This window comes from Sorangium sp. So ce693 (assembly GCF_051521375.1).
Lineage (GTDB): Bacteria > Myxococcota_A > Polyangia > Polyangiales > Polyangiaceae > Sorangium > Sorangium atrum.
The window spans coordinates 7,673,700-7,689,781 of sequence record NZ_CP150347.1; the positions used below are offsets into that span (position 1 = coordinate 7,673,700).

Annotated in this window: 15 protein-coding genes; 8 read left to right on the forward strand and 7 right to left on the reverse strand. The window is 71.1% G+C overall.

Annotated elements, in window-relative coordinates; genetic code table 11:
• The first annotated feature begins 16 nt into the window (after positions 1–16).
• The 3 genes from WMF14_RS28510 (at position 17) to WMF14_RS28520 (ending at position 2,087) form a co-directional block, all read left to right on the forward strand.
• Positions 17–967, forward strand: coding sequence for a sigma-70 family RNA polymerase sigma factor (locus WMF14_RS28510; RefSeq protein WP_437791029.1), 951 nt, complete (start codon positions 17–19; stop codon positions 965–967).
• Between the two features lie 164 nt (positions 968–1,131).
• Positions 1,132–1,548, forward strand: a complete 417-nt coding sequence (locus WMF14_RS28515) for a VOC family protein (RefSeq protein WP_272094056.1) — start codon at positions 1,132–1,134, stop codon at positions 1,546–1,548.
• Positions 1,549–1,583: 35 nt separating this feature from the next.
• Positions 1,584–2,087: an SRPBCC family protein gene (locus WMF14_RS28520; protein ID WP_437791031.1), complete on the forward strand. Its 504-nt coding sequence runs from the start codon at positions 1,584–1,586 to the stop codon at positions 2,085–2,087.
• 55 nt (positions 2,088–2,142) lie between these two features.
• Here WMF14_RS28520 and WMF14_RS28525 read toward each other — a convergent pair whose 3' ends face one another.
• The gene (locus tag WMF14_RS28525) at positions 2,143–6,036 is read right to left on the reverse strand and encodes an ATP-binding protein (protein WP_437791032.1); all 3,894 of its coding nucleotides are present in this window, start codon (positions 6,034–6,036) and stop codon (positions 2,143–2,145) included.
• A 394-nt stretch (positions 6,037–6,430) separates the two neighbouring features.
• On the opposite strand from WMF14_RS28525, the gene WMF14_RS28530 reads away from it, so the two are divergent.
• Entirely contained in the window at positions 6,431–6,697 is a 267-nt protein-coding gene (locus WMF14_RS28530) for a DUF6289 family protein (protein ID WP_272094059.1), read from the forward strand.
• A gap of 185 nt (positions 6,698–6,882) precedes the next feature.
• Entirely contained in the window at positions 6,883–8,073 is a 1,191-nt protein-coding gene (locus WMF14_RS28535; RefSeq protein ID WP_437791034.1) for an endo-1,4-beta-xylanase, read from the forward strand.
• A 91-nt stretch (positions 8,074–8,164) separates the two neighbouring features.
• On the opposite strand, the gene WMF14_RS28540 is transcribed toward WMF14_RS28535, so the two are convergent.
• Positions 8,165–8,530: a DUF4180 domain-containing protein gene (locus tag WMF14_RS28540; protein ID WP_437791036.1), complete on the reverse strand. Its 366-nt coding sequence runs from the start codon at positions 8,528–8,530 to the stop codon at positions 8,165–8,167.
• Between the two features lie 158 nt (positions 8,531–8,688).
• Positions 8,689–9,621 (reverse strand): DUF2935 domain-containing protein, encoded by a 933-nt coding sequence (locus WMF14_RS28545; RefSeq protein ID WP_437791038.1) that lies wholly within the window; start codon positions 9,619–9,621, stop codon positions 8,689–8,691.
• A 510-nt stretch (positions 9,622–10,131) separates the two neighbouring features.
• On the opposite strand from WMF14_RS28545, the gene WMF14_RS28550 reads away from it, so the two are divergent.
• From WMF14_RS28550 to WMF14_RS28560, 3 genes are read left to right on the forward strand one after another with little or no spacing between them, the layout of a single operon-like run.
• Positions 10,132–10,524, forward strand: a complete 393-nt coding sequence (locus WMF14_RS28550) for a YciI family protein (RefSeq protein WP_272094063.1) — start codon at positions 10,132–10,134, stop codon at positions 10,522–10,524.
• On the forward strand, positions 10,524–11,786 hold the full coding sequence (locus tag WMF14_RS28555; protein ID WP_437791040.1) for an RNA polymerase sigma factor: 1,263 nt from the start codon (positions 10,524–10,526) through the stop codon (positions 11,784–11,786). The genes WMF14_RS28550 and WMF14_RS28555 overlap by 1 nt, the downstream gene beginning before the upstream one ends.
• A gap of 12 nt (positions 11,787–11,798) precedes the next feature.
• On the forward strand, positions 11,799–12,881 hold the full coding sequence (locus WMF14_RS28560; RefSeq protein ID WP_437791041.1) for an AraC family transcriptional regulator: 1,083 nt from the start codon (positions 11,799–11,801) through the stop codon (positions 12,879–12,881).
• Between the two features lie 63 nt (positions 12,882–12,944).
• Here WMF14_RS28560 and WMF14_RS28565 read toward each other — a convergent pair whose 3' ends face one another.
• From WMF14_RS28565 to coaA, 4 genes are all read right to left on the reverse strand, one after another.
• Complete coding sequence (locus tag WMF14_RS28565; RefSeq protein ID WP_437791042.1) at positions 12,945–13,538, reverse strand: hypothetical protein; 594 nt, start codon at positions 13,536–13,538, stop codon at positions 12,945–12,947.
• Positions 13,539–13,583: 45 nt separating this feature from the next.
• Entirely contained in the window at positions 13,584–14,033 is a 450-nt protein-coding gene (locus WMF14_RS28570; RefSeq protein ID WP_437791043.1) for a hypothetical protein, read from the reverse strand.
• 216 nt (positions 14,034–14,249) lie between these two features.
• Positions 14,250–15,107, reverse strand: a complete 858-nt coding sequence (locus WMF14_RS28575) for a hypothetical protein (RefSeq protein WP_437791044.1) — start codon at positions 15,105–15,107, stop codon at positions 14,250–14,252.
• 21 nt (positions 15,108–15,128) lie between these two features.
• On the reverse strand, positions 15,129–16,055 hold the full coding sequence (gene coaA, locus WMF14_RS28580) for a type I pantothenate kinase (protein WP_437791046.1): 927 nt from the start codon (positions 16,053–16,055) through the stop codon (positions 15,129–15,131).
• Positions 16,056–16,082: the final 27 nt, after the last annotated feature.

Here is a 16,082-nt window from a genome sequence, read left to right on the forward strand (position 1 = left end):
TGGTACCGTCGGCGCGATGTCAGGGAGCGTGGATCAGCTCGAGGAACACCGCGCGGCGCTCACCGGGCACTGCTACAGGATGCTCGGCTCCGTGGTCGACGCCGACGACGCCGTGCAGGAGACCATGGTGCGCGCCTGGCGGAGCCTCGACAAGTTCGACGGGCGATCGTCGCTGCGCACCTGGCTGTACCGCATCGCGACGAACGTCTGCCTCGACGCGCGGGCCGATCGCGCGCGCCGGGCGCGCCCGCTCGAGGAAGGCCCTGTCGGCACCGTGGACGACGAGCTCCAGACGCGCCCGCGCACGCACTGGCTGGAGCCCGTCCCCGACGCGCACGCCCTCCCGGCGGACATCGACGCCGCGGAGCGGGTGGTGCTCCGCCAGAGCATCCGCCTCGCGTTCGTCGCGGCGCTCCAGCACCTGCCGCCGAAGCAGCGCGCCGCGCTGCTGCTCACGGAGGTGCTCGGGTGGTCCGCCGCCGAGGTCGCCGACAGCCTCAGCACCTCGGTCGCCGCGATCAACAGCGCGCTCCAGCGCGCGCGGGCGACGCTCGCGAGCCGCGATCTCGGCGATGTGCGCGCCACGCTGCCGGAGCCAGAGTCGGCTCTGGTCGACCGCTACGTCACCGCCTTCGAGCAGTACGACGTGGACAGGCTCGCGGCGCTGCTGCACGAGGACGCGACCCTGTCGATGCCGCCTTTCACCCTCTGGCTCCGCGGCCCCGACGCCATCCGCGCGTGGCTGCTGGGGCGGGGCGCGGGCTGCCGCGGCTCGCGGCTCGTGCCGACGGCCGCCTGCGGCTCGCCGGCGTTCGGCCAGTACCGCCCCGCGCCGGAGGGCGGCCACCGGGCCTGGGCGCTCATCGTGCTCGAGCTCGCGGGGGACCGCATCGCCAGCATGACGTCCTTCCTCGACACCGAGACGCTCTTCCCGCGGTTCGGCCTGCCGCTCGATCTCCCCGCGTAGCCCCCGCGCCCGGCCGGATCGGGCGGCGATCTTTTTTTCCGGTCGACCGATGAGTCCCGGCGCAGGCGGGGGTCTGTGGGGGTGAACTCCGGCACGACGGCCCTCATGGCCGCGATCGTGGCCGGCATCACCCGGCGTCCATGCTCGAACAGGAGAAGAGGACCATGACAACGAACAGCGCTCGCAAGATCTTCGTCAACCTGGCCGTCCGCGACCTGAAGCGGTCGATGGAGTTCTTCGCGAAGCTCGGGTTCGAGTTCAACCCGCAGTTCACGGACAGCAACGCCGCCTGCATGATCGTCAGCCAGGAAGCCTTCGTGATGCTCCTCGCGGAGCCGTTCTTCAAGGGCTTCACGAAGCGGGAGATCTGCGACACGCGCACGCACACGGAGGGGATGTTCGCGCTCTCGTGCAGCAGCCGGGCCGAGGTCGACGAGATCGTGAAGAAGGCGATCGCGGCGGGCGGGTCGCACGCGATGGATCCGCAGGATCACGGCTTCATGTACGGCTGGAGCTTCTACGACATCGATGGTCACCACTGGGAGGTCGTCTGGATGGCCCCCGAGGCGATCCAGTCGTAGCCGGCGCCTCGACGAAGGAGCGAAGGAGGAGAGCCATGGTCGAGAGCCAAACAGCGAACAGCGATAGCTTCCAGGTCACGACGCCGTCGGCGGACGAGGTCCGCATGACGCGCCTGTTCGACGCGCCGAGGCGCCTCGTGTTCGAGGCGATGACGAGGCCCGAGCACATCAGGCGGTGGTGGGGCTGTCTGGGCGAGGGCTACTCGGTGCCCGTCTGCGAGATGGACCTCCGGCCGGGCGGCAAGTGGCGCTTCGTGAACCGCCACCCCGGGGGCGAGGCCGCCTTCCACGGCGAGAACCAGGAGATCACGCCGACGAGCCGGCTCGTGTTCACCGAGATCTTCGAGCAGTTTCCGGACACCGTCACGGTGGTGACGGCGGTCTTCACCGACGAGGGCGAAAAGACGCGGCTCACGGCCACGGTGCGTTATCCGTCGACGGAAGTGCGCGACATCGTCCTCGCGTCCGGGATGCTCAAGGGCGCGGGCATCAGCTACGACCGCCTCGAAGATCTGGTCGCGCAGCTGCAGCAGCGATGAGCCGACCGGCCGGCGGTGAGCGGGCGCGGCGCTGCCAGCCCGCGCCCGCGCTCGCTCACGCGCGCCGCTCGGCGAGCACCTGCCGCAGCGTCGCGCCGCCCACGGGCTTCGTGAGGTGCAGGTCGAAGCCGGCCTGCCTCGACGTGGCCTGGTCCTCGGGTCCACCGTAGCCCGAGAACGCCACCAGGTAGAGCGCGTCGCCCCCGGGCGCGGCCCGCGCGCGGCGGGCGACCTCGTGGCCATCGATGCCCGGCAGGCCGATGTCGATGAAGGCCACCTCGGGGCGCAGCTCCAGGAGCTTCGTCACGCCGTCCAGCCCGTCCACCGCGACCGTCACCTCGTGCCCCAGCGCCTCGATGAACTCGCTCATCACCCGGCGCACGTCCTCCACGTCCTCCACGACGAGCACCCGGCGCCGCTCGGCGGCCTCCGCCGGCGGCGGGGCGGCGGGCGGCTCGGCGCCCAGTGCGGGGGGCGGCAGCGCCGCGCCCCGGCCGAGCGGAAGGCGCACGATGAACTCGCTGCCCCGGCCCGGTCCGGCGCTCTCCGCGACGACGCTGCCGCCGTGCATCTCCACCAGCCGCCGCACCAGCGTGAGCCCGAGGCCCAGCCCGCCCGTGCTGCGGTCGATGGTCTGATCGACCTGCGTGAAGAGGTCGAACACCCGCTCGAGCATCGCCGCCGGGATGCCGCGGCCCGTGTCGCGCACCCGCAGCACGGCCTCGATCGCGCCGCCCGCCGCCTCCCGGGTCAGGCGCACCGAGATGGCTCCCTCCGGCGGCGTGTACTTCGCGGCGTTCGTCAGGAGGTTCGTGACCACCTGCTCGATCCGCGTGGCGTCGGCCCGCATCCCGAAGTCCCCCGGCCCGACCTCGACCGAGAGCGCGTGGCGCCGCGCCTCTACGGCCGGGCTCACCGCGGCGGCGGCGTTCCTCACCGCCGCCGCGAGATCGACGTCCTCCAGGCGCAGCTCCACCGTGCCGCGCGTGATGCGCGACACGTCGAGGAGATCGTCCACCAGGCGCACGAGGTTGCCCACCTGCCGCCGGGCGATCTCGCGGTAGCGCGCCGACCTGGGCGCCTCGCCCGCCAGATCGCCGAGCAGCGTGAGCGACAGGCTGATGGCGGCCAGCGGGTTGCGGAGCTCGTGCGCGAGCGTCGCGAGGAACTCGTCCTTGCGCTGATCCGCGAGCTTCAGCGCCTCGACGAGCGCCTCCACGCGCCGGCGGGCGTTCACCTGGTCGGTCACCTCGAAGGCGAACACGAAGATGCCCTCGACCGCCCCGTCGCGGTCGCGCATCGGCTGGAAGACGAAGTCGAAGAAGCCCTCCTCCGTCGTGCCCTTGCCCTTGCGATCGAGCCGCACCGCGAGCTCCCTTCCCACGAAGGGCTCACCGGTGCGGGTCACGGTGTAGAGGAGATCCGGGATGGATTGCCCCTGGAGCTCGGGCAGGGCGGCCAGGATGGGCTTGCCCACCTGCGCTCGTCCGCCGACCAGTTGCTGGTAGAGCGGATTGACCACCTCGAAGACGTGCTCCGGCCCGCGGAGGATCGCGATGGGCCCCGGGGCCTGCATGAAGAGGTCGTTCAGGTACTGGCGCTGCCCCTCGGCTTCCCTCCGTCGGCGCGCGAGCTCCACGTGGATGCGCACGCGCGCAAGGAGCTCCCTCGCGGAGAACGGCTTCACGAGGAAGTCGTCGGCGCCGGCCCCGAGGCTGTCGACGCGCACCTCCTCGCCCGCGCGCGCGGAGAGCATCATCACGGCGACGCCGCGGGTGCGCTCGTCGGCGCGCAGCGCCTTGAGCAGGCCGAAGCCGTCGAGCCGCGGCATCATCACGTCGGTGAGCACGAGGTCCGGGACGTGGACCCGGGCGCTCTCCAGCGCGGCCTGGCCGTCGGCCACGGCCTCCACCGTCCACCGCTCGGCGAGGAGCAGCCGCTGCACGTAATCGCGCATGTCCGCGTTGTCGTCCGCGACGAGGATGTGCCCCGGCCGCTTCGGGGCCGGGCGCTCCTCCGCCGGCACGGCATCCGGCGCCCGCTCGTCGCGCCCCCACTGCGCGGCCTCGTCGAGGAAGGGCGCCGCGCCGCGCGCCTCCGCCGCGGCCGGCGCGGGGGCGAGGTCGATGCGATCCGCGGGCAGGTGCGCCTTCCCGAGCGGGATCGCGACCGAGAAGCGGCTGCCCGCGCCGAGGCGGCTCTCCACGGCCACGCTGCCGCCGTGGAGCTTCGCGAGCTCTCGCACCAGCGCGAGGCCGATGCCGCTGCCCTCGTAGCTGCGGCCCCTGGCCCCCTCGACGCGGTAGAACCGATCGAACACGCGCGGCAGCTCCTCCTCCGGAATGCCGGTGCCCGTGTCCTCGACCGACAGGACGATCCGCCCCCCGGCCTCCTCCAGCGTCACCCGGACGCCCCCCGAAAACGTGAACTTGAAGGCGTTCGAGATGAGGTTGAGCACGATCTTCTCCCAGAGCTCGCGGTCGACGTAGGCCGGCTCGGAGAGGGGCGGGCACTCCACCGTGAGGGCGAGGCCGGCCCGATCCATGAGCGAGCGGAACGAGCTCGCCAGCTCCGCGGTGAAGGAGCCGAGATCGGTAGGCTGGTAGCTGGCCTGGATGCGGCCCGCCTCGATGCGCGAGAAATCGAGCAGCGTGTTGACGAGCCGGAGGAGCCGGAGGCTGTTGCGGTAGATGATCGCGAGGCGGTCGCGCTGCGGCGCGGGCAAGGGGTGCTCGGCGTCCGAGAGGCCGTCCTCGACGGGCCCCAGGATCAGCGTGAGCGGCGTGCGGAACTCGTGGCTGATGTTGCTGAAGAACACCGTCTTGGCGCGGTCGAGCTCGGCGAGCGCGTCCAGCCTGCGCCGCTCCTCCTCGCTGGCCCGGGCGTTCTGGAGGGCCGCGGCGCCGTGGCCGGCCAGGAGCCGCAGGAAGCGGCGGTAGTCGTCGTCCAGCACCAGACGGGGGCTGGCGCCCACGACGAGAAAGCCGGCCGGACGACCTCCGTTGCCGGCGCGGGGGAGCGGCAGCACCACCGCCTGGCGGGCGGCCTCCGGCCACGGCCCCCCCGGAAGGGAGCCGACGCCTGCGGGCAGCTCCGACAGATCCACCTCCACGTCCTCGCGCAATACGCGGTGCAGCGGCCACGGCGCGCCGGCCGCCGCGCCGAGCTCCACCGCCGCCGGCGCCGCCGCGTGGCCCGGGTCGAGCCCGGCGGTCCCCGCGAGCCGGGCGACCGCGCCGTCGTCGTCCACGAGATAGAGCAGGGCGAAGGCCACGTCGCGCCCGGCCTCTGCCAGGGTCTCCATCATCACCCGACAGACGTCCTGAACGCTCCTGGCGTCAGCCGCCCTCGCCGCCAGCGCCCCGAGGATCTGCAGCCGTCGCTGTCCGAGGATGTACCCTGTGCTCTCGGAGCACGCGACGAGGATGCCCGCGACAGCGCCCCTCTCGTCCCGGATGGGGCTCTGACCGTAGCTGAAGTAGCACTCCTCCATGAAGCCGTGCCGATCGAGGACGAGCAGGCCATCGCGGACGTAGGTGGCCCCTCCCGCGAAGACCTTCTCGATCATCGGCTCGATGATCTCCCAGATCTCCTTCCAGCACTCGCGGCCCGCCTGACCCATGGCGGCCGGGTGCTTCTTGGAACCGAGGATCGGGCGGTAGCCGTCGTTGTAAAACTGGATGAGCTCCCGGCCCCACCAGAGGAACATGGGGTGTTCGGACGAGAGCAGGATGGACAGCGCTGTCCGCAGCGACTGGGGCCATGCCTCGACCGGGCCCAGCGCCGTCTGCGACCAGTCGATCGAGCGTATCAGCGCCCCCGTCTCCCCGCCGCCGGCGAGCGCGCCGCCGGCCGGATCCAGCCCAGCCCCGGCGCTCGCTTCCTCGACGCGCCCCGCGCCGGTCCGCTCCTCGACGCGGTCGTGCTGGCCGGTGCGCCGTCTCGCCATGGCGAACACCTGCTTTCTTACCACAGCCGAGTCCAGCCATCCTCGGCGCCGCCGCGCTGGGGGCGTTCGCCCGCTCGGCTCGACGACCATCGCGATGCGTACCGCGTGGATACGCCGGCCCAGCCCCATCGGGGCGACTGAATTTCCTTGACACCTCAATCACTCCACCGCCTGCGGGACACCTCCGTGGCGCCCTCGCAGAGGCTCGCGCGCGCTCTCATCATCTCCTGAAATCACGCGCGGACGCGCGGCCCTCCTGCCGCCGAATGAATATTTACAGAGCTCCGCAAAGACCACTCCGGCGCGGAGCGCTTGCTCGATCCGAACAATCGGTCTAAGCTCTCTCGCATAACTTCGGAGGCCGAAATGGCCTCCCATTGCAAGAGGAGCGTCCATGCGTCGTCTCAGCCCTGCTGCCCGCATTCGGTACTTCTTCGCTGCCCTGACGGCAGGCGCAGCGATGTTGGGCACCACTGCCCTGCTGGTCCCCTCGAGCGCGGCGGCGCCCGGGGGGAATTGCACCTTTTACAGCGACGAGAGCCACGACACGGTCGTCGGCCAGTACGGCCGCGACTGCTGCAACAACCGGATCGCGTGGGGCACCACGACGCAGCACTACGAGTGCGGCGGGTGCTTCACCTGCACACCGCCTCCTCGCTGAGGGAAGCGCCGGTGAACGGCGGCCGGCTCGATGGCTATCGCCGGCCCCAGTCGTTCAGCTTCTGAGAACAATTGAACAGGGAGGCGGGGAGACGAGGAGATTGGTTGGATTTTTCTCCCCGTCTCCCCGTCTCCCCGCCTCCCTGTGAATTTTCCCGAAATTCGGGGGGGATGCTTCAGGTCGGCATGAACAAGAACCGTTCTTCTCGATGGCTGTACGGCACAGCCAGCATCGCGCTCGGAATCGTGGCCCTGTCCGGCTGCTCTGGGCGGGTGGACCGGGGCGACGATGCGCCGGGCGGCTCGTCGAGCGCGGGCGGCCATGGCGGCAACGCCGACACGACGGGCGCCGGCGGAGCTGACACGGGCAGCACGAGCGCTGCTGGCTCTGGTGCGGGCGGCTCGTCGAGCGCGGGCGGCTCGGGTGACGGCGGCTCCGGAGGTTCTGGAACCACCAGCTCCGGGGTCGGCGGCTCCAGCGACGGGTCGGGCGGCTCGAGCAGCACGGGCACCGGCAAGTTCGTCGGCAACATCACGACGGACCGCGCCGTGCGCGACGGCTTCGTCCGGTACTGGGACCAGATCACGCCCGAGGTCGAGGGCAAGTGGAGCGCCGTCGAGCCGTCCCGCGGCGAGCGAGACTGGAGCAGGCTCGACGCGATCTACAAGTACGCGCAGGACAACGACATCCCCTTCATGCAGCAATCCTTCGTGTGGGGAGCCACGAGCCAGGGCTGGCTCGGGCGCCTCTCCGCGGAGGAGCAGCGGCAGGCCGTGATGGACTGGATGCAGGCGTTCTGTCAGCGATACCCCGAGACGAAGTACATCGTCGTCGTGAACGAGCCGCCGCCCCACACCACGCCTTCCTTCAAGAGCGCCATCGGCGGCGACGGCGAGAGCGGAGTTGACTGGATCGTCAACTCCTTCAAGTGGGCTCGCGAGTTCTGCCCGGACGCGACCCTGATCCTCAACGACTACAACATCATCGAGTACCAGAGCGACCACGACCGCTTCGTCGCGACGCTGAGCGCGGCGCTGGAGGCGGGCGCCCCGATCGACGCCGTCGGCGCGGAGGCCCACGACGTGTACAAGAAGGACGCCGGCACCGTGAAGGGCTTCCTCGACAGGTTCGCCGCCATGGGCCTGCCCGTGTACATCACCGAGCTCGACATCGACATCGCGGACGACGACGAGCAGCGCAGGGTGATGGAGGAGCAGTTCACGATGCTCTACAACCACAGCGCCGTCAAAGGCATCACCCTGTACGGTTACATCGTCGGCTCCACCTGGCGGGACAGCACGGGCCTCATGCACCCGGACGGCACGATGCGGCCGGCCATGGCCTGGCTCATGGACTTCCTCGGTCGCGGCCAGTGATCCCGCCTGCGTGGTGAGCGCTCGAGATCGAGGTCTGGCTGCGCCGGAGGCGGCGATGGCGCAAGAGGCGCTGTCGGCCGGGCCGCCAGGGCTACGTCTGGCCGAGCCACGCGATCGCGGCGTGACGCGCCTCGAACACGCCGAAATGCTGGCCGCGGCGCTCCTCGGCCACCATCTCCCCGAACCGGCTGCTGAAATCAACGGCCCCCGGAGGGCACACCACCGCGAGCCGGATCCAGTAGTTTCTCAGCTTCTGCAGGATCTCCCCAGCCTCCCCTGAGCTGAGGTCGAAGAAGGCCGCCGTCAGGTTCGCCGGGTGGAGGAGCGCACACCGCACGCCGCCCGAAAAACAGGCCTCGATCACGCGGTCGACGTCGCGGACGCTCGCCATGAGCCCGTGGTCCGGCGACCCCTCCACGAACTGCACACCGCCCTCGTCGACCACCGCCAGATCCATGGCACCCCTCCGACACCGCCTCTGCGCCGCGGGCTCGGCGGAGAGCTCCGCTCGGCCCGCGACCAGGGTAATCCCACCGAGCGGCCGCTGTACAGGCGGCAGCGCGCGGCGGCCCGGACGAGGGCCGTGCTCGCCGCCGCCGCGCGGCGCCCCGGGCGTCACTGGGCGCGCCTGACCTCGTCGGAGAACCTCACCGCCTCGCGGAGCACGTGATCGGCGAGCGTCGGCTCGATGATGCTCTTGATCTGCCCCGTCTCGATGCCCTGTTCCGCGGCCGTCTTGAAGTCGATGACCTCGTCGGCCATCGTCGCGAGCTGCCCGCTCTCGACGCGGAACTCGTGCGCCTGGTACAGCTGCCCGGCGCGCGCGGTCGCCTGGTCGATGAGCGCGCGCTCCTGCGGGTCGAGCAGGTGCGCGATGAACTCGAGGTGCTCCGCCATGATCGTCGTCCAGAACGCCCCGATTTCGTCGCTCTCGAGCGCGGTGTTGCCGTACGCGAGCCGATCGAGCCGGGCGACGAAGCGCTCGGCCTCCCGCGCGATGTGGTCGAAGAAGAGCGGCCAGACGAGGCTCCGGAGCGAGCCGCTCTCCTGCGCGCGCTGCATGCGGCGCTTGTACTCGATGAACCGCTGGACGCTCGGCCGCATCGAGGCGAGGAGCGAGGAGATCCCGTAATCACCATAGCCCCGGTCGCGCGCCGCGAGGAAGTGCCTGGCGAAGAGGTTCTGGTACTGCCGCGCCTCGTCCCGGGGCCCGCGGAGGTGGTCGCCGGGCATGAGCAGCGCGATGAAGAACGCATGTTCCATCATCTGGTCCGTCCAGAAGAGGACCTCCGAGATGGCGTGCGCTGCATAGCCGGCGCCCGGGGCGGGCAGGAAGACCGGCTTCCTCGAGCGCCGGTCGACGGAGATGCCGGGCGTATAGGCGACCCCTTCCGGGAGGGCGAGAGGCGCGATCGACTCGCAGACCGCGTAGCTCTTGTCGGGGAGCGCGAGGCTCGGTGTGGCGAGCAGCGAGGCACCCGCTGTGGCCATCGCGCCGCCGGCGAATCGCCGGCGTCCAAGTTTCCCTTGCGGAACACGCTTCTCCATCGACGCTCCTCCAGGTTGATGCATCCGTGAGAATCGGAGCGTGAGGGTGCATGTCCCGCGCCCGAGCCAAGGAGTCGACTCGCAGGGCGGTCAGCCGGCGCGCGCCTCACCGATCACGACGGCCGGTGACGCGCGGAATCACCACGCCCGAGCGCCTCGTCAGCAGAGTGGTCGCTTGGAGGCGCGCCGGACGTCACCCGCGGAATCCGCCCGTGATGGGCCGCCTCGCGGTCGGCGCCCTGCGAAGACAGAGCACATCGACCCTCCTCTACCGACCACCTGCGACCGTGGAGCACATCACGCCGTGGAGGACAGACGCTCGCGACGACAGACCTGCACACCCCCGCTGGCGCCTTCAGCGCACCCACATTCACACACGGCCGTCCTTTGTGTCGGCTTCCGGATTTCTTCGCTATCGTCGCCCGGGATGTCGAGGACCCGCCCTCGGCTCCGACATCCCCACGAAGGCGCGCCCGATCCCAGGGCGGCAGCGAAGAAAAGGAGCCGATCATGAAGTACATCCTGATGATGAACACCCCGTGCGGGGGGCCGTACCAGGTCGCCAACTGGCAGCAGAAGGACTTCCAGGCGCACATCGCGTTCATGAAGAGCTTCCACAGGAAGCTCAGCGAGTCGGGCGAGCTCGTGGCGGCCGAGGGCCTGGCGGGGCCCGACCAGGCCAAGCTCGTGCGCGCAGGCAAGGACGGCGCGCCGATCACCGACGGGGTGTTCCCGGAGACCAAGGAGTTCCTCGCCGGGTACTGGATCGTGGACGTCGAGAGCCCCGAGCGGGCATACGAGATCGCCGCGCAGGCGTCCGCCGCGCCCGGCCCCGGCGGCGCGCCGCTCAACATGGGAATCGAGGTGCGAGAGGTGATGAGCGCGCCGCCCGTCGATCTCTAGTGGCCTCTCCGTCCCAGGGCCCCACGGCCGAGCGCCTGCTGCGCGATCTCGCGCCGCAGGTGCTCGGCGCCGTCATGCGGCGATTCCGAGATTTCGGCGCCGCGGAGGACGCGGTCCAGGAGGCGCTGATCGCGGCGGCCACGCAGTGGCCGCGCGAGGGCGTGCCCGACGAGCCGCGCGCCTGGCTGATCCACGTCGCGTCGCGGCGCATCGCCGATCACGTCCGGAGCGAGGCGGCGCGCCGGCGCCGCGAGGCGATCGTGGTCAGCCTCGTGCCGCCCGAGCTGCAGATCGCCCTCGCCGCCGACAGCGACGAGGCGCCGCTCGAGGACGACACGCTCACCTTGCTGTTCATGTGCTGCCACCCCGCGCTGTCCACGCCGTCCGCGATCGCGCTGACCCTGCGCGCCGTCGGCGGCCTGACGACCCCCGAGATCGCAAGGGCGTTCCTGGTCCCGGAGGCGACCATGGCGCAGCGGATCAGCCGGGCCAAGCAGACCATCAAGGCGTCCGGCGTGCCGTTCGAGCGGCCGACGCCCGAGGCGCGCGCGGAGCGCCTCGGCGCCGTCCTGCACGTGCTCTACCTGATCTTCAACGAGGGTTACACCTCGAGCTCCGGCCCCGCGCTGCACCGCGACGATCTGTCGGGCGAGGCGATCCGCCTGACGCGCGCCGTGCACGCGCTCCTCCCGGACGACGGCGAGGTCGCGGGCCTCCTCGCGCTCATGCTCCTGACCGACGCGCGGCGCGCGGCGCGGACCGGGCCTCTGGGCGAGCTGATCCCGCTCGCGGAGCAGGATCGAGGCCTGTGGGATCAGCGCGCGATCGCCGAGGGCGTCGCGCTCGTCACGGCGGCGCTGTCGAGGGGCTCGATCGGCGCGTACCAGGTGCAAGCCGCGATCGCGGCGGTGCACGACGAGGCGGCGCGGGCCGAGGACACGGACTGGCCGCAGATCCTGGCGCTGTACGGCGTGCTGATGCGGATGTCCGACAATCCCATGGTGGCGCTCAGCCACGCGATCGCGACCGCGATGGTGCACGGCCCTCGGGCGGGGCTCGATCTGCTGGAGGAGCTCGACGCCGACGCGCGCCTCTCGGGTCATCACCGCCTCGACGCCGCCCGCGCGCACCTCCTGGAGCGGGCCGGCGATCGCGAGGCGGCGATCGCGCACTACAGGCGCGCGGCGAGCCGCACGACGAGCATCCCGGAGCAGAACTACCTGGCGACGCAGGCGGCCCGGCTGAGCGACGCGATGAGATAGGCTCGCTCGTCCATGCCGTCTTCCCCGTCGCGGCCCACGGTGTCCATGGCCATCGTCGGCCGGGTGATCTCGTATGCCGCCTCTCGCGGGCTCCGCCACGGCGATCTTCTCGAGGTCGCCGGCGTCTCCGCCGAGTCGCTGACCGACGCGGACAGCCGCATACCGGTGACGTCGTTCGACGCCCTGTGGGCGCACCTGGTACGCGCGCTCGACGATCCCGGGGCGCCCATCTGCCTCGCCGCGCGGACGCGCATGGAGGAGATGCACGTCATGGGCTTCGCGGTCATGACGAGCGCGAGCGCCCGTGAGGCGCTCGACCGTGTCGACCGCTACATGGTGCTCCTGCAGGATACACCGCGCTGGGTGACCGATACCACGACGGACCGGGACGCTCCGTTCGCGGAGATGCACCGCTCGCCCCGCTTCACGCTCGGCGCGCGCGTCGCGACAGAGTGCAGCCTGGCGGTGTACATCCGTTGCTTCCGCCAGTGCGCCGGCGTCGAGTTCTCGCCGCTCCGGGTCTGCTTCCGCCACGCCGCGCCGCGCGATCTCGCGGCGCACCGGGACTTCTTCCGCTGCCCTGTCGAGTTCGACGCGCCCCGCGATGGCTTTGCCTTCCCACCGTCGTTGCTGGACCTCGTGCCTCGCGACGCGAACCCGGCCCTGAGCGCGTTCTTCCACCAGCACGCGGAGGAGCTCCGCCGCCGTCGCGTCGTCGACGCGTCGCCCATGTCCGCTCGGGCGCGTGACGTCATCGCGCACCTCCTCGCCTCGGGCGAGCCGTCGGCGACCGCCGTCGCGCGGCGGCTCGGGACGAGCGAGCGCACGCTGCGGCGGCACCTCGAGGACGAGGGGACGACGTTGCGGCAGCTCGTCGGCGAGGTGCGCCGTCAGACCGCCGAGGAGCTGCTCCGCGAGAGCGACACATCGATGTCGGAGATCGCCTTTGTGCTGGGGTTCTCGGAGGTGACGGCCTTCGCGCGGGCCTTCAAGCGCTGGTCCGGGAGGACGCCCGGCCGGTTCCGTGAGGACACGCGCGGCGGCCGGGGGCGCCGCGCCGCCGCGGGCGTGGACCGCGCGGCGGACGACGGCTGACCGCCGGGGCGATGGCCCGCCTGGCGCGGGGCCTCGGGCCGCGGCCGTCGAGCGCGCCCGGCCTCAGTACGATATCTCGGCGGCGGCGACCTTCTCTCTCGCCGCTTCCCACGACAGCGGGAGATCCCCCGCGCCGACGGTCCACTGGGTCACGACGCCGTGGACGCTGACCGCGCTCGCCGCGCTCATCGCCGAGAGGTGGGCGTCCGACATCACGAACTTCCCCATCGCCTTTTCGTCCTTCCACACCGTGATGGTCCTTGCATAGCCGCACTTCGCCGACGTTCCGAGCGTGAATCCGATCAGGCCTTCCTGCGCGGGCAGCTGGGCGAGGATGGGCCCCATCAGCTCGCCGAACCTCCGCTGGGCCGCCTCGTCGGGCTTCATCCAGAGCAGGGTCGACGAGACAACATAGGAGTCCTGCGCGGCGCCCGTGGGCGCGCCGTCCCCGAACCCGGGCCCGCCGAACGGCGCGCTCTGCAGGTCGTCGTCTGTGCACGTGAACTCGGAGGCGGCGGTCTGCGTGCCCGAGCCGCCGCCCGTGTTGCCAGTTGTCCCCTGCTGGTCGTCCGCGCCGCACGCCGGGACGAGGGCTGCGACCGCGACGAGGAACGGGACAAGCGCGACGCGAGAGAGGGAAAAATCGATTCGAGACATGATGGACCTCATGACAGGGAAGTGAGTGATGTTGTCGGGTGCAAATCAGCGCTCGTCGACGCGCACGGGCGAGACCACGCCGAAGACGAGCACGGGGAAGGTCCGCTGCAGGCGGCGAGACGTGAACTCCGTGCGCCGGCCGAAGCTCCTGACCGAGACGCGCGCGCCCACCGGCTGTCCGCTGCCGAGGGTCACGGCCCACATCGGGCTGCCGCCGTCCGGCCGCACGGCGAGGTAGGTATAGCTCCCCGCTGCGAGCCGCTCCTCGACGACGCCGACAACGGGCGCGAGGTCGCCGAGGGATCTCGATAGATCGCCGAGCGGGCTGCCGGGCGGCGCGTCTCCCGCGGCGTTCAGGTCAGCGTGCGTCCCAGGATGCGCGGCGGAGTGGAAGCCGAGCCTGCTGCCGGCGGCCACGAGCCCGACCAGCAGGGCAGCGGCCACGAGGGCGCGGGTCCGAGGGAAGCGCGAGGTGCGGTGAGCGGCGAGCAGCATGCCGGGAAGCTACGCCCCGCGGCTGGAGCCGGCCTTTGCCCGTACGGCCAAGTTGTTGGCCCGCTCGGCCACGCCTCCGGCGCCACCGACCCGACCCAGGTTGGGCGCCCCCCGGCCCAGGAGGCGACCTGACCCCGGTTGCGTCGGCCTGTGTGGCGACCTGACCCAGCTTGCGTCAGCTGACCCAGGGCGAGTGGGTCAGACCGGGTCCGCCGTTCAATCCACGGGGAAATGTTCCGCTATCCACGCCTCCCAGCCCGGCGCGACTCGGGTGGCCTCGAGGTAACGACCCAGCTGGTGGGCGTCATCGAAGGCAGACATTCCCCACAAGCGGAACGCGTCGACATAACCCATGTCGTCCTCAAAAGAATCGGCGAAGTCGGTGGGCTCCAGGCCGAGCTGCCAAGGCGCCTTGACGTATCCGGCGCAGAGCAGTCGAGCCAGCGAAAGGAGCCCGTTGCGAGGCTCGATCGGATCTGCGTCGCCGCTCGCGAGCGCTGTCGCGCACGCTCGCCACCCCTCCGGCACGGCGGGAGACGCCCATCCGTCGCCTCTCCGCAGCTCGGCGACCTGGCGCGACCAGAACCAGAGTTCGCGGGTGTTGTAGCGGGCCGCCTTCTCGGGCGTCTCGTACGATTCCCAGGGCCAACGCACGCCGTCCTGCTGGCTGAGCCATATGGTGAAGGAGACGTCGACCGCGATGAGCCCCTGCTCCAGGAGCGCCGAGCGACGCGAGGCCGCCGCGATAGGGTCCTCCTCGTCGCCGTCCTCCGCCTCCTCGTCGTCCTCGTCCTCTGCCCGATCATCCGCCGGGTGCAACACCTTGTGAACGGCCTCTGCCCAGGTGATCGGCGCGGGAGGGTGGCGTCGCAGGTAGGCGATGCGTGTCTCGCGGTCCGGCGCGAGCTGCTCGAGAAAGACGCCCCACATCCCCATCCAGTCTTCACCGGAGCCCATCCGCCAGCCGATCGTGTAGCGCTCGTAGTCGGGGAAGCGCTCCCACGGCGGAGCGATGTCACCGTGCACGTCGAGGTGCTGGCGGAGGCGGGAGCGACAACTCTCTTTCCAATCCATGGCGACAATCCTCCTCTTGGATCAGAGCCGGCGGAGCTGCACGGCGCGCACCGCGTGGTCAGGCCCCTTCTCGAGCACGACGTCGGCGCGCGCGCGCGTCGGCAGGATGTTCTCGGTGAGGTTGGGGCCGTTGATCGTGCGCCAGATCTGCAACGCGAACGCGCGCGCCTCGTCGTCGTCCATCGCGGCATAGCGGTGGAAATAGGAGGTCGGGTCGCGGAACGCCGTGGCCCGCAGCGCGAGGAAGCGCTCGATGTACCATCGTTCGAGGTCGGCCTCGTCCGCGTGGACGTAGATCCCGAGGTCGAAGAAGTCGCTGACGGCGATCGCCGCGGTGCGGTCAGGGCCCTGCAGGACGTTCAGCCCCTCGAGGATCACGATGTCGGGCTGCCTCACGGTCTGCGCCTTCCCGACGACCACGTCGTAGGTGGCGTGCGAGTACACCGGCACGTCGATCGCCTCGACGCCGGCCTCCAGGTCGGCGAGGAACTGCACGAGCCGCCGCAGATCGTAGCTCTCTGGAAACCCCTTGCGGTGCAGGCCGGCGCGCGAGGCGAGCACCGCGTTGGGGTACAGAAAGCCGTCGGTGGTCACCAGATCCACCCGCGGGTGGTCGGGCCACCGCGCGAGCAGCGCCTGCAGCACGCGCGCGGTCGTGCTCTTGCCCACCGCGACCGAACCCGCGATGCCGATCACGAAAGGCCGCCGCCCGACGGGGCGGCCGAGGAATGTGTCCTTCACGCGGCGGAGCTGCTGCGCCGCGCCGACGTGCAGGTTGAGCAGCCGGGAGAGCGGCAAGTAGATCGTCGCGACCTCGTCGAGCGAGAGCCGATCGTTGAGGCTCCGGAGGACCACGAGGTCGGCCTCGGTGAGGGGGAGCGGCGTGGCCGCGCGCAGGCCGGCCCACTGCGCGGCGGAGAAGACCTCGTAGGTCGTGACGGCATCCATGGTCGGTCGGGAGCGATAGTACGCTCC

Bases quoted from the DNA above. Each gene is read 5' to 3' on its own strand.
- WMF14_RS28535 (WP_437791034.1), top strand. From the start codon at position 6,883: ATGAACAAGAACCGTTCTTCTCGATGGCTGTACGGCACAGCCAGCATC.
- WMF14_RS28545 (WP_437791038.1), bottom strand. From the start codon at position 9,621: ATGGAGAAGCGTGTTCCGCAAGGGAAACTTGGACGCCGGCGATTCGCC.
- WMF14_RS28550 (WP_272094063.1), top strand. From the start codon at position 10,132: ATGAAGTACATCCTGATGATGAACACCCCGTGCGGGGGGCCGTACCAG.
- WMF14_RS28515 (WP_272094056.1), top strand. From the start codon at position 1,132: ATGACAACGAACAGCGCTCGCAAGATCTTCGTCAACCTGGCCGTCCGC.
- WMF14_RS28570 (WP_437791043.1), bottom strand. From the start codon at position 14,033: ATGCTGCTCGCCGCTCACCGCACCTCGCGCTTCCCTCGGACCCGCGCC.
- WMF14_RS28575 (WP_437791044.1), bottom strand. From the start codon at position 15,107: ATGGATTGGAAAGAGAGTTGTCGCTCCCGCCTCCGCCAGCACCTCGAC.
- WMF14_RS28510 (WP_437791029.1), top strand. From the start codon at position 17: ATGTCAGGGAGCGTGGATCAGCTCGAGGAACACCGCGCGGCGCTCACC.
- WMF14_RS28520 (WP_437791031.1), top strand. From the start codon at position 1,584: ATGGTCGAGAGCCAAACAGCGAACAGCGATAGCTTCCAGGTCACGACG.
- WMF14_RS28565 (WP_437791042.1), bottom strand. From the start codon at position 13,538: ATGTCTCGAATCGATTTTTCCCTCTCTCGCGTCGCGCTTGTCCCGTTC.
- WMF14_RS28560 (WP_437791041.1), top strand. From the start codon at position 11,799: ATGCCGTCTTCCCCGTCGCGGCCCACGGTGTCCATGGCCATCGTCGGC.
- coaA (WP_437791046.1), bottom strand. From the start codon at position 16,055: ATGGATGCCGTCACGACCTACGAGGTCTTCTCCGCCGCGCAGTGGGCC.
- WMF14_RS28530 (WP_272094059.1), top strand. From the start codon at position 6,431: ATGCGTCGTCTCAGCCCTGCTGCCCGCATTCGGTACTTCTTCGCTGCC.
- WMF14_RS28540 (WP_437791036.1), bottom strand. From the start codon at position 8,530: ATGGATCTGGCGGTGGTCGACGAGGGCGGTGTGCAGTTCGTGGAGGGG.
- WMF14_RS28525 (WP_437791032.1), bottom strand. From the start codon at position 6,036: ATGGCGAGACGGCGCACCGGCCAGCACGACCGCGTCGAGGAGCGGACC.